Source organism: Pantoea sp. y20, assembly GCF_054903455.1.
The window spans coordinates 2086182-2099156 of the sequence record NZ_CM142816.1 but is presented as its reverse complement, the minus strand read 5'-3'; the positions used below and the strand labels follow the sequence as shown (position 1 = coordinate 2099156).

At 56.0% G+C, this 12975-nt stretch carries 12 protein-coding genes; 8 read left to right on the top strand and 4 right to left on the bottom strand.

Annotation, left to right across the window (positions count from 1 at the left end):
• Positions 1 to 108: 108 nt before the first annotated feature.
• The 4 genes from ACYAC5_RS09870 to ACYAC5_RS09855 form a co-directional block, all read right to left on the bottom strand.
• The gene (locus ACYAC5_RS09870) at positions 109 to 1062 is read right to left on the bottom strand and encodes a sugar-binding transcriptional regulator (protein ID WP_462062930.1); all 954 of its coding nucleotides are present in this window, start codon (positions 1060 to 1062) and stop codon (positions 109 to 111) included.
• Positions 1063 to 1209: 147 nt separating this feature from the next.
• Complete coding sequence (locus ACYAC5_RS09865; protein WP_462062928.1) at positions 1210 to 2148, bottom strand: sugar phosphate isomerase/epimerase family protein; 939 nt, start codon at positions 2146 to 2148, stop codon at positions 1210 to 1212.
• 10 nt (positions 2149 to 2158) lie between these two features.
• Complete coding sequence (locus ACYAC5_RS09860; protein ID WP_192411827.1) at positions 2159 to 3685, bottom strand: glycerol-3-phosphate dehydrogenase; 1527 nt, start codon at positions 3683 to 3685, stop codon at positions 2159 to 2161.
• Positions 3686 to 3695: 10 nt separating this feature from the next.
• On the bottom strand, positions 3696 to 5243 hold the full coding sequence (locus tag ACYAC5_RS09855) for an FGGY family carbohydrate kinase (RefSeq protein WP_462062926.1): 1548 nt from the start codon (positions 5241 to 5243) through the stop codon (positions 3696 to 3698).
• A 423-nt stretch (positions 5244 to 5666) separates the two neighbouring features.
• Between ACYAC5_RS09855 and ACYAC5_RS09850 the strand changes: the two genes are divergently transcribed.
• The 8 genes from ACYAC5_RS09850 (at position 5667) to ACYAC5_RS09815 (ending at position 12866) form a co-directional block, all read left to right on the top strand.
• Entirely contained in the window at positions 5667 to 6320 is a 654-nt protein-coding gene (locus ACYAC5_RS09850) for a DUF2291 domain-containing protein (protein ID WP_312463815.1), read from the top strand.
• A complete protein-coding gene (locus ACYAC5_RS09845; protein WP_312463814.1) occupies positions 6317 to 7855 on the top strand; it encodes a sugar ABC transporter ATP-binding protein in 1539 nt (512 codons plus the stop codon). Before ACYAC5_RS09850 ends, ACYAC5_RS09845 begins: the two co-directional genes overlap by 4 nt.
• A gap of 22 nt (positions 7856 to 7877) precedes the next feature.
• Complete coding sequence (locus ACYAC5_RS09840; RefSeq protein WP_462062924.1) at positions 7878 to 8933, top strand: ABC transporter permease; 1056 nt, start codon at positions 7878 to 7880, stop codon at positions 8931 to 8933.
• A gap of 73 nt (positions 8934 to 9006) precedes the next feature.
• Positions 9007 to 9954, top strand: coding sequence for a D-ribose ABC transporter substrate-binding protein (locus ACYAC5_RS09835; protein WP_101764388.1), 948 nt, complete (start codon positions 9007 to 9009; stop codon positions 9952 to 9954).
• Positions 9955 to 10140: 186 nt separating this feature from the next.
• Complete coding sequence (locus ACYAC5_RS09830) at positions 10141 to 11001, top strand: DeoR/GlpR family DNA-binding transcription regulator (RefSeq protein WP_192411832.1); 861 nt, start codon at positions 10141 to 10143, stop codon at positions 10999 to 11001.
• Between the two features lie 195 nt (positions 11002 to 11196).
• On the top strand, positions 11197 to 11928 hold the full coding sequence (locus ACYAC5_RS09825; protein ID WP_462062923.1) for a YoaK family protein: 732 nt from the start codon (positions 11197 to 11199) through the stop codon (positions 11926 to 11928).
• A gap of 202 nt (positions 11929 to 12130) precedes the next feature.
• Positions 12131 to 12340, top strand: coding sequence for a glycine zipper 2TM domain-containing protein (locus ACYAC5_RS09820; protein WP_061718879.1), 210 nt, complete (start codon positions 12131 to 12133; stop codon positions 12338 to 12340).
• A 94-nt stretch (positions 12341 to 12434) separates the two neighbouring features.
• Positions 12435 to 12866 carry a hypothetical protein gene (locus ACYAC5_RS09815; RefSeq protein ID WP_192411834.1) on the top strand — a complete coding sequence of 144 codons (432 nt, stop codon included), beginning with the start codon at positions 12435 to 12437 and terminating at the stop codon, positions 12864 to 12866.
• Positions 12867 to 12975 lie beyond the last annotated feature (109 nt).

The following is a 12975-nucleotide window of genomic DNA, read 5'->3' as shown; positions in this document are numbered from 1 at the left end:
AGCCTGGTGTGAAGGGTTTTATCAACGGCGCATCATGTCAGAGATGTTCACTGTGTAGTACCAATTACGCTTATTGTTATTACATAGAGAACATTTCATCATTATACTTCAATCCACTAATGCCTGCGCGGTGACCTCATCCGTGATCAAACCGGTCACCAGACCGCTGGCCAGCACTGCGCGAATCGCGGCGACTTTACTGGCGCCGCCCGCCAGGGCGACAATCTCTGCGCGATGCGAGAGATCGAGATCCACTGACAACGTGCGGGCCGTTAGGTTGGTGTGAATCATCTGTCCGCTGGCATCGAAGAAGTGGCCCAGCAACTCGCCGACCGCGCCGGATGAGGAGATATCATTGATCTCCGCTTCATCAATCATGCCGGCTTCAACCAGCTGAGCGGCGGGTTCCACGGTGCCAATTCCCACCAGTTTGACTTCACTCTGCGCCGCCATGGCAAACACCTCGCTCACGCCGCGCTGCGCCAGTAACACTTCGCGATCTTCCTGGGTATTGGCAAAGAAAGGCACGGGCATCGTGTAGGCCTGCGCACCGGTTTTCTCGGCGATGCGGTGCATAACGTCGTGAGGATTGAGCGCGTAGTTGCGGGTTAAACAGCCGAGCAGCGAGACAAAGCGCATATGCGGCGCATCAATACGTGGCAATTGATGGATGGCGGCGGAAAGGGTGCGGCCATGCCCCAGACCTAAGGTGGTAGAAGGCGACGCGGTGAGCAGGTTACGCAGGTAATCCGCGCCCGCCATGCCCAGCGCGCGCACCGGCAAGCCTTCTTCGCCAAGATCGGGGGCGACATGACAGAAGTTAAGCGCGAATTTCGCGCGCAGCCGATCTTCTAGTGCGACGCAGGCGACGATATCACCATCAATCGACACCTTCACCGCGCCTTCCGCCACCATGCGCGCAATCATGCGGTGCGTTTTCACCGACGGCAGCCCGAGTCGTTTCGCCACTTCCGCCTGCGTTAAACCGCCGACGTAGTGCAGCCAGGCGGCGCGCAGCGCCAGAGATTCGTCGCGTTCAGTCGAGGTTGGTGCCGGTTTCATGGGTTGTCCTTTGGTTTATATGGTGCGCTTAAGCCCTCATCCCAACCTTCTCCCACAAGTGGGAGAAGGGGCCGATCGAGCAGCTTGCGCGGACAGTTCCCTCGCCCGCTTGCGGGAGAGAGTTAGGGTGAGGGGAAACCGCGCACCTCACTCCGCCAAATGCAGATCCTGCACGCCGGTATCAATATGCCCGGCCCAGAAGGCGACGCTTTCGGCGATCTCCGCCACCACGTTGCTATCGGTTGGCTCGCGCTCTTTAAAGCTCAGCTCAAGGCAGATCTCATTATCCTGCGCTCCGCCGCGCGCCAGCGCGTCCAGCAGCGGCTGCGGCTGAATGCGGCCGCCGGCATTGTACTGCAATGTAAAAGGTCTGTGTCCGCCTTTATCCAGCATGCTCTGTTTAATATGGATAATCGGCGAGTAGCGCGGCACCGCTTCAGCCCACGCATAAGGATCGTAATCGCGCGGATCGGCGGAAGTGACATCTCCGTGATCGATATCCGCCATCATCCACATCGGCAGCGCCATTGGGGCAGCACTCAAACGCTGCTGCAGCGCCAGACAGGCCGGAATGGTTTCGCCGAACTCGCGGCCCACGCTCATGGGTTCCCAAAACAGGTATTTCAATCCGGCGGCTTTGGCGTGTTCGGCAACGTCGGCCCAGCAATCAATGGCAATGTCGATCAGTGCGTCGCGGCGCGCAACATCGTTGAAATCCTGCTGGGTAAAGATGGCGAACTGCGAACCCACCGCGTCGCCGCCCAGCTCGGCGGTGATATCAGCGAAGGTTTTAAACCAGCCAACATAATAGCGGCGTACTTCGACATCAGGATGACCAAAATGGTTGAGGCGACCATAGGGTCCGGTCATGCCGGAGGTCACGCGCACGCCGGTGGCGCGTAGCGCCTGCTGCATCTTGCGCGTCATGCGCATGATGGTCGCAGCAGGCCAGCCGGGATTGATAAATTCATGGGTGAGCTGCACATCACGGATGCGGATCTGCTGCGCCACGGTGGTAATCAAATCCTGCGGGTCGGCAAAGCGGTTCACCAACGGATTAGTATTCAGTGACAGCGTTAACGGCATGATTCACCTCTTATCCGGCATGCGCACGCAGCGGCGCGGGAGCAGCAAAGGTGGCGTTGAACCACAGGGTGAAAGCCTGTTGCTGCGCGTCATCGAGGTGCAACTTATGCTTGGTGCGGCGCCACAACACATCCTCGGCCTGCTGCGCCCACTCGTTTTCCACCAGATAACGCACCTCGGCTTCGTACAGCTGCCCACCAAAATGGCGGCCAAGATCGCCCAGCGCATTGGCATGACCGATCAGCTTATCGATACGCGTGCCATACAGCCGCGCATAGTGTTTACGCAGCGCCTGCGGTAGCCACGGCCAGCGCGCTTTGACCTGCTCTAAGAAACTGTCGAAATCGGCGTGTGGCATATCGCCGCCCGGTAAGGTGGCGCCCCGCGTCCAGTCCGCGCCCATGTTGGGGAAGAACGGTGCCAGTTTCTGTATCGCGTGTTCAGCCAGCTTGCGGAAAGTGGTGATCTTGCCGCCAAACACATGCAGCAGCGGGGCGTTTTGTTGATCGTCGAGGTCAAACACGTAATCACGCGTCACCGCCGACGGATTGCCTTTGCCGTCATCAAACAGCGGACGCACGCCGGAGAAGCGCGTGATCACATCACTGGCGCGCAGTTTCACCTTGAAGTAGCGATTCACCACGTCGATCAGGTATTGCTGCTCGCTGTCGTCAGCGGTGACCGCTTCCGCTTTGCCTTGCCACGGAATATCGGTGGTGCCGATCAGCGCTTTATCGCCTTCATACGGGTTGATAAAGATCACCCGCTTGTCGGTGTTCTGCACCAGATACGCCTGCTGACCTTCCCAGAACTTCGGCACAATGATGTGCGAGCCTTTAACCAGCCGCACGTTGCGACTGCTTGTGGTGTGCGTGACCTGATTAACGATATCCAGCACCCACGGTCCGGCGGCGTTGACCAGCACTTTGGCAAACACGGTGCGTGAGGTACCGCTGGCATCCTGCAGGGTGATTTCCCACTTGCCGTTATGACGTGTCGCCGCTACGCAGCGGGTACGCGGCAGAATGGTGGCGCCGCGCTCGGCGGCATCCAGCGCATTCAGCGTCACCAGCCGCGCATCATCCACCCAGCAATCGGAGTACTCGAATCCTTTACTGTAACTGTCCAGCAGCGGCGCACCTTCAGGATCGCGGCGTAAATCCAGCGAACGCGTGCCCGGCAGTTTCTGACGGCCGCCAAGGTGGTCATAAAGAAACAGGCCAAGGCGTACCAGCCACGCCGGGCGATCGGTTGGGCTATGCGGCAAGACAAATCGCATCGGCCAGATGATATGCGGTGCGGCGTTGAGCAGCACTTCGCGCTCGATCAGCGCCTCACGCACCAGTCGAAACTCGTAATACTCCAGATAACGCAGCCCGCCGTGCACCAGCTTGCCGGAGCGCGATGAGGTGCCCTGCGCGAGGTCATCTTTCTCACACATCATTACCGACAATCCGCGACCGGCAGCGTCACGCGCGATACCGGCACCGTTGATACCGCCGCCAATCACAAACAGATCCAGCATGTGTTCACTCATGATTTACTCCTTAAAACTGTTTTAGCGCGTGCCAGGCGGCAGGAAGATCGTTACGCAGCTGCTGATAGGTGGGGAACAGCTGGTTGTAGCGCTGCATCAGTTCGCTCGCTGGCGCTTCGGGCGCATCCAGCAGCGGCATTACCCAGGTTTTGACGCAGCTCTCCATCGACGGATACGCGCCAATCGCCACCGCCGCCATCATCGCGGCACCGGCCGCTCCGGCTTCGTCGCGCTGGCTGATGCGCACCGGCGCACCAATGCAGGCAGATAAAATCTGGCGTAACGGCTGCGAACGCACCGCGCCGCCGGTTAAACGGATTTCTCCCGGCAAACTGCCCATCGCCTGATAGCAATCGCGCGCTGCAAAACCGATGCCTTCAATGACCGCCCGCACCAGATCGCCAAAATTGTGGGTGTAACTCAGGCCGGTAAAGCTGGCGCGCGCCTCGGCATTAACAAACGGTCCGCGCTCACCGGCAATCGAGATATACGGGTGATAGAGCAGGCTGCCGGGCTTCGCCGCGTTGAGCCAGCGATCGATATGTCCCACCAAACGGGCATGATCGATTTCACAGCCAAAGCTGTTAAGCAGATCGCTGGCGAGATTCAGCAACCAGTCGAGATTGAGCGTCGAGGCCATATTGGTTTGCACCTGCGTGACATAGCCCGGCCACGGCAGCGGGATCACGTAGCCGGTTTGTGCCGGATTCAGCCACACCTCATCAATGGTGACGCTGCGCAGATGTACGCCGGTCGAGCCAACAATCGAGCAGGCCGTATTGGCTTCGCCGGTGTGCACGCCTGCGCCAAGCGCGGTCATCGCCATATCGACATAACCGAGGCAGATTGGCGTGCCAGCCCGTAAACCGGTGGCCTGCGCGGCTTCCGCGGTTAACGGATGCGTGGTGTCTGTGCCTTCAATGATCTCCGGCAGCAGATGACGATGCTGTTCCAGCCCCAGCGCGGCAATCACCTGATCGTCATAGCGCTGGTGGCGGAAGTTGCCAAAGGTAAAGCTGGCCTCAGAGGGGTCGGTGGCGCGGATGCCGGTGAGATTGAGGTAGAGCCAATCTTTGCAGTGCAGCGCCACTTCGCTGTTAGCTAACAGCTCGGGATAGAAGTGATCCATGTGCGCCAACTGCGATCCCTGCTGACAGGTGTTGAGTCCGGTGCCGGTGGCGCGAAAGCGGGCGGCGGCTAACGGGTGCTGATTGAGTTTTTCAACCGTTGGTGCCGCGCGCGCATCCAGCCAGATCCAGGCATCGCCGACCGGCTGATTGTTGGCACCCACCAGCCAGCTGCCGTCGCCTTGCGCGGTGACGGCCACGGCAACCACCCGCGCGGCCAGGTTGTCGACACGCTCGCCCAGTTTGCGTATCGCCGTGACTGCATCCTGCCAGGTTTGGCTCATTGACTGCTGCGCTGCGCCGCCTTCGCTGCGGTAATAACGGTTACGCACCGATGCGCATGCCAGTTGCGTGCCTTCCAGATCAAACGCCACCGCTTTAACCACCGAGGTGCCGGAATCCAGACCCAGAATGATATCGCCACTGTCCACATACACCTCCGAAAGAAGAAGAGTTCAATTCATCGCCGCCAAAACCGAAAGGTGTTAACGGGCTGTGATGAATTTGCTAAATAATGTCTTACACCACTTCTCACTGAGATAACATATCAACTGTATTATTTTTCGATAAAACCAATAAATTTCACATGAAATAGCGATTGCGATCACGAATCAGGCGTCAAAACCTTACAGATTGAAATGAGATAACACGGCGAACAGGCTGATAAGGCGGGGTTTATTGCGCTTTGTGATGGGGCCGACATCAATTAAGCGATCCAGATCGCTCTCCTGAAAAAATTGCGCGTCACCTGTTGACAATTTAGTCACATCAGCACAATTCTCATCACACAAGTTATCACATTTATAACATTATCGGCGCGATTATCGCAGCTGATGTCAGTGAGAGGTCACGTTATGTCCGATGTCTCAATCCAGGCCCAGCAAATTTCCCGCAAGCGCGTCCAGCGTTACGCCACCCTCGGCGTGATGGTGATTGCGCTGATCGCGGCGATGGCGCTCGACACCAAGGTGGTAAAAATTGGCTCCGCCGAAGATGCGCAGGAGCAAGGCTTCTCGCCCGAGAGTTACGGCCAGAAAACCTTCCCGACCATCCAGCAGGATGTGGCATCACGCGCAGTAGACGCCAAAACGTTAGCCGATGCGCTGCAAACTAATCAGCAGGAAGCGGTGCAGAAATATGGCGTTGGCGCACCGCTGCCGGTCTTTGCCGTCAAGTTCTCCGGCGTGGTGCAAGCCGGGCAGATGGGCATCTTCCCGATGAAAATCGATGGATTAGCAGGTGATATGCAGGTGCGGCTGCAAACCGGTCCAGCGATCACTGGTACCGATCTGCGTGACGCTAACGGCAAGATCCAGTTCGGTGATTTCACGAACCAAATCGAATATCAAAATGCCGGCTCCGCCATCAATCGTGCGATGAAAAGCGCGGTGCTTGACAAGCTGGATCGTGATGCGTTGCCGGGAAAAACCGTGCAGGTGGTTGGCGTGTTCCGCTTACTCAACGCGAAAAACTGGATGGTGACGCCGGTCAGCTTGGAGGTGAAATGAAACCGTTCAACCTCAATCCCGCCTTGCTGAAAGGCGAAGTGATCCTGCAAGCGCGCAACGTCAGCAAAGTGTACGGCTCCACGCACGCGCTGAAGGGCGTCAATTTCGAAATTCGTCGTGGCGAAGTGACCACGCTGTTTGGTGAAAACGGCGCGGGTAAATCGACGCTGATGAAAATTTTGTCTGGTGTGATTACGCCAACAACCGGGGAAATCTTGCTACACGGCGAGGAGAAGACCTTTCGAGCCGCCACCGAAGCGCGTGACTGTGGCATCTCGATTATCCATCAGGAGCTGAATCTCGCGCCGAATATGAACGTGCGCGACAACATCTTTATGGGCCGCGAAATCATGAAGCCGGGCGGCGTCGATTATGCCGAAGAGGCGCGCGTGACGGCGCACCTGATGGCGGCGCTGGAGGAGGAGATCGATCCGCTGACGCCGGTGGAAAACCTGCGTCTGGGACAGCAGCAGATTGTGGAGATTGCCCGCGCGCTGTCGGTGAATTCGCAGATTCTGATCATGGATGAACCGACCTCGGCTCTGAGCGCGGCAGAAGTGGCGGTGCTATTTCAGGTGATCCGTGATTTAACCAGCCAAGGCGTCGCGATTGTCTATATCTCGCATCACCTGGAAGAGGCGCTGGAGATTACCGATCGGGCGGTGGTGCTGCGCGATGGCGTGATGACCGCCTATGCCAAACGCGATGAGATCGATCTCGAATGGATCGTGCGCAACATGGTGGGCGATCACTTTGATCTGGGATCGCCGCCGCAGGGCTACGACTTCGGGCTGCCGGCGCTAACGGTAAAAGATCTGACGCTGAAAAGTAAAACCGGCATTCGGCTGGTGGACAACTTATCGCTGGCGGTGCAAGCCGGGGAGATTGTCTGCATTTACGGGCTGATGGGCGCGGGGCGCACCGAGCTGCTGGAGTGCATCGCCGGACGTCTGCAGCAAAGCAGCGGTCACATTCTATTGCAGGACACCGATATCTCCGCGCTAACCATCTCACAACGCATTCAAATTGGGCTGGCGCTGGTGCCGGAAGATCGGCAGCGCGATGGCCTGGTACAAACCATGTCGGTGGGTGAAAACCTGTCGCTGGCCAGCATCGGCGACTTTGTACGCGGACTGGTGCTCTCCAGAAGCCGGGAAAAACAGCTGGTCAACGACAGCATTCGTAACGTGACGGTGAAAACCTCTGGCGGCGATGCGGCGATTGGATCGCTCTCCGGCGGCAATCAACAAAAAGTGGTGATCGGCAAAATGCTCGCCACCCGTCCCAAAGTGATACTGCTGGATGAGCCGAGCCGCGGCATCGACATCGGCGCTAAAGCGGAAGTGTTTCGCCTGCTGGCGGAGAACGCCAAAAAGGGGCTGGCGGTGGTGTATACCACTTCGGAAGTGGGCGAATGCCTGAGTATTGCCCATCGCATTGTGGTGATGAGCAAAGGGCGCATCTCCGCCATCTTCGACGCAAGCGTCAGTAAAGAACGCATTATGGCCGCTTCAGGCGAGTCTCTGGTGGCATGACATGAAAAGTGGAGCAAAAGGTATGACTGACAGAACCCAAACGCTGGACACGCCGCCGGTGGTCAACAAGAATAAAAGCGACAAGCAGCTGAATGTGGCGCGTCTGCTGCTGGAAGGGCGCGCGTTTATCGCGCTGCTGGTGATTATTGCTACCTTCTCCATGTTGTCGTCCAACTACTTTACCGGCGCTAACTTTCTCACCATGGCGTCGCACGTGGCGATCTTCGGTTTGCCGGCGATCGGCATGCTGCTGGTGATCCTCAACGGTGGCATTGATTTATCGGTGGGCTCCACGCTGGGTCTCGCTGGAGTGATGGCCGGATTTATGATGCAGGGCATCAACCTCGAAGCGCTCGGCGTGGTGCTCTATCTGCCGGTGTGGGCGGTGGCGATTTTGACGCTGGTGGTGGGCGCGCTGGTGGGATTAGTCAACGGCGTGCTGATCGCTTGGTTCCGCGTTCCGGCCTTCGTCGCCACGCTCGGCACCATGTATGTGGCGCGCGGCATTGCGCTGCTGATCACTAATGGTCTGACCTACAACAAACTCTCCGGCAGCGAAGCGCTGGGGAATACCGGCTTCGACTGGCTCGGTTTTAATCGCCTCTTCAATATCCCGGTTGGCGTGCTGGTGCTGGGCGTGGTGGCGCTGGCGTGTGGTTTCCTGCTTAGCCGCTCAGCGTTTGGTCGCTGGCTGTACGCGTCGGGTGGTAACGAACGTGCGGCCGATCTGTCAGGTGTGCCGGTGAAGCGCATCAAAATCAGCGTCTATGTGTTGTCTGGCGTCTGCGCGGCACTCGCCGGGCTGGTGCTCTCCTCACAGCTCACCTCGGCCGGCCCAACTGCTGGTACCACTTATGAACTGACTGCGATTGCGGCAGTGGTGATTGGTGGTGCGGCCCTGACCGGTGGACGCGGCAACGTGCGCGGCACGCTGCTTGGCGCGTTCGTGATTGGTTTTCTCTCTGATGGCCTGGTGATTATCGGCGTCTCTGCTTACTGGCAGACGGTGTTCACTGGTGCCGTGATCGTGCTGGCGGTATTGCTCAACACCTTGCAATACGGACGACGCGCTCGCTAACTCACGCGCGCTGTTTCAGCAGCGCGCGGATATCCGTAAAACCTGTACCCCAAATAATAACGGAGCACCAACTATGTTCACTAAACGTCTCTTCATCGCGGCTGCGGCTATGGCTATCACCACTTTTGCTGCACCCACCTGGGCAGATAACGGGTTAATGACCATCATCGTTAACGATCCTTCCAACCCTTACTGGCTAACGGAAGGCCAGGTAGCGCAGAAAGCGGCGGAAAAGCTGGGCTACAGCGCCAAAGTCAGTGCGCACAAAGGCGATACCAATACCGAAAGTCAACTGATTGATACGGCGATCACCAATAAATCGAAGGCGATTATTCTCGATCCGGCGAACGCCGATGGTTCGGTCGGCTCGGTGAAAAAGGCCATCGCCGCCAATATTCCGGTATTTATCATCAATGCCGAACTGAACCAGAGCGGGCTCGCCAAAGCGCAGTTGGTTTCTAACAACGCGCAGGGAGCGGCGGTTGGCGCAATGGAGTGGGTGAAGCAGGTGGGCGATAGTGCGAACTATGTCGAGCTGGTCGGCCCGCCGTCAGATAATAACGCCGCTACCCGCGCCAACGGTTTTGATACGGTGCTGTCGCAATATCCCACGCTGAAGAAAGTCGGTCAGGAAGTGGCTAACTGGGATCGCACACAAGGCTTCAACAAAATGCAGTCACTGCTGCAAGCCAATCCCAACATCAAAGGCGTGATCAGCGGCAACGACGAAATGGCGCTGGGCGCGATCGCTGCGTTGAAAGAAGCTGGCAAGCTGAATCAGATCAAAGTCGGCGGTTTTGACGGTTCACCGGATGCGGTTGACGCTGTGAAAGCCGGTACGCTGGCCTACACTGTGATGCAGCCGGTGGCGCAGTTCGCGCAGAAAGCGGTAGAGCAGGCGGATAGCTTCCTGAAAACCGGTAAGACCGGTGCGGCCTCCGAGAAGCAGCTGTTTGACTGCATCCTGATCACTAAAGAGAACGCCGGTAACTTTGCTTCACCGTTTGTTCTGAAGCAGTAAAAGTTGCGCAATAAATTGCGCCACTACGCTATGTGCGTTTTTTATAACAACCACCTTTGAAACGCACGTATTCGTAGCGGCGCGATTTATCACGCAGTGTAACGTTAGTCGCAATTTGCCAAAATCCGTATTAAACGCTGTAATGAGTGCCGAAAACGCTTCTCGCTTCACTTTCCCGGATGAAATATGGCGCATAACCCGCAGGACTCTTCACTTGGCGTATTTATGGCCGAAACCTTACCCAGCGATAGCCGCCAGGCGCGTCAACTGGCCCGTCGCCAGTTAATCGCCGAAGCGGTGATGGCAGAAGGGGCGATCCGCATCGAAGACATCACCGATCGCTTCGGCATCAGTTTGATGACCGCCCATCGTGATATCGACGAAATGGTTGAGCGCGGCCTGCTGCATAAATCGCGCGGCGTGGTGTCTGCGACGCCAACCAGCCTGGTTGAATCCAGCGATATCTATCGCGCCACGCGTCAGCTGGAGGAGAAACAGGCGATTGCCGATGTCGCCGCTACCTATCTCGAACCGGGACAGGCGATTTTCCTCGATGATTCCACCACCGTGCAGCAGATGGCGCGGCTGCTCTCGGCGCGTGCGCCGCTGACGGTAATTACCAATTCCCTGACCCTCATGAACGAGCTGCGCAATGGCCGCGATATCACATTGATGGGCCTCGGCGGACAGTTCTATCACTGGTGCAATGCTTTTATGGGCCGCATGACGCGGGATGAAATTGCCAGCCTGCGCGCGGATGTGTTTTTCGTCAGCATGTCAGCGATTATCGATGATGCAGTGTTCCACCAATCCGCCGAAACGGTGGAGACTAAGCGCGCGATGTTTGATGCCGCGCAGAAGCGCATTCTGATGATGGATAACACCAAGTTTGAACGCCGGGCTTTGCACCGTTTTGCGCATCTGAGTGAATTCGATGTGGTAATTGTTAATCAGGGCACGCCGGTGCCTATTTTGCGACGGATGCAGGATTTAGGCGTAAATGTGGTGGTCGCCCCGGTGAAAATAAATCATTCGGTTAATGTCTGAAAAGGCGGGTACCTTAAATGGCGACCTTTATATGGCATGCCAATCTTTACATTAATTTAAATATATCCCGCCTCGTTGATTTTTTTTACTTTCTTTAATCTGCTCAGCGTCTTATTCGGGGATTTCCTGGTTATGTACGCTGCGTAGTGCTCTATGGTTATTATTCGGCCCTGGTTCAGAATAATGAGGTATCTGATGCTGATTAAACTTAAACGCACACGAACGCATGATGAGGACAGGAATCTGGCAATGTGGCTCGCCACGGCCGCCGGCGTGCTCAATGCAATCGCCTTGGGGGCGTTTGGCTTTTTCCCCTCGCATATGTCAGGTAATACCTCTCAATTATCCAGCGAAGTATCGAACGTTAATTTCCGTGATATCACCTTTTTAGCCACCATCCTGTTTGCCTTTGTTTGTGGTGCGGTCACGGCGAGAATGGTGGTGATCAGCGGATTAGCCAATGGCAATCGCATTATATTCTGCCAAATATTGTGGGTTGAAGGGCTGGCCTTAATAGCGTTATCGCTGTTTGAAATGTTCTTTTATTCGTCGGCCAACAACCGGGAAGTTATTGTCATTCTGGGCTTCCTGATGGGCGTGCATAATTCAACCTCTACGCAGTTATCCAATGGTCGCGTGCGCTCCACCCATATTACCGGCACGTTGACCGATGCCGGAATTTCGCTGGCATCGGTATTAGCCGCTCTGTTCCGCCGCGATCCGTCGAAACAACTCTCGGGCCAGAAACGTCAGCTGTGGACGCATCTGACCACGATATTTTCCTTCCTGATCGGCGGGATTGTAGGCCTGATGATGTTTAAACATCTAGGTTTTAAAGCCATGTCGATTGTCGGCGGCATACTGCTGATTGTTGCCACATTGGCGATGGTGAGAACGGTAGCACGGGTAAAGCGAGCGGCTTCCTGACATGATGGAACGTGTGCAAGGCGGCGACTTTTTCGCCGCCTCGCTAGTGCCAGCCGCAAATAAGAATTTTTACCTTCCGTCTCATCATAAAACACCTTAAATTCACGCCGACGAGCAGTGCCAGTCACAACAGATTGGGTATTTTAACAACAATCAAATAAACACTTTTGCATGCCATCTATTCATGGCAGTGAGGCTTTGTATGCTTTTAAAACGCAGCTGTAATATTGCTATTGTCGTACTGGTCATGTTTTCTGTTACCGCGTGTGGCATGTCGCATCGTGGCAGAAATACCGCGATTGGTGCTGGTGTTGGTGCGGTAGGCGGTGCGGTACTTACCGGTGGTAGCACCTTCGGTACATTGGGTGGCGCGGCGATCGGTGGTTTAATCGGACACGAAGTTAGCAGGTAAGGAAATATTCTCGCGTAACTATGAACTTTATTTCACTCTCATTTATGCTGCATAGGATATCAATACTGTTCCTACCGCAAAATGAGGTGATGACATGGAGTTCCACCGTAAAAACTGGCATGAGAAAGCCTTCGATTTAGCGAATCGAGGTATTTCACTCGATTCGCTGGGTGAACATCAGGCTGCAGCCTGTTCATGGGGTGCAGCCGCTGAATTAGCCAAAGCGCATCTTCGAGATGACGATATCTATTTCTGGATCATGAGCGGCTATGGCGCAATATTAATCCAGTGTCAGCGCTATCAGGAAGCAATTGAAGCGGCGAAAGAAGCCCTCGACAGGGAAGCGCAACTCAACCAAATACTTTCCCGAATGACGCTTGCGCGTGCGCTCTATGCTCTGGGTGCAATTGATGGCGCAAAATTTTATTTTCAGCAAATTTATGATATGAAAGGTGATGGCATTTTTGCTGCTTTACCCGAATTCGAACACGCCACCCTGAAGGATTTAGTCCGTTTCAGGAAATAACCGGAGAGGCTTTCTCTCCGGTTATCCTTCAAAAAACCAGCTGGACTTTAGCCGCACGCTCTTTATCCGCCGCCAGCTCCAGTGCGGCATTACCGGCAGTCTTTGCGCT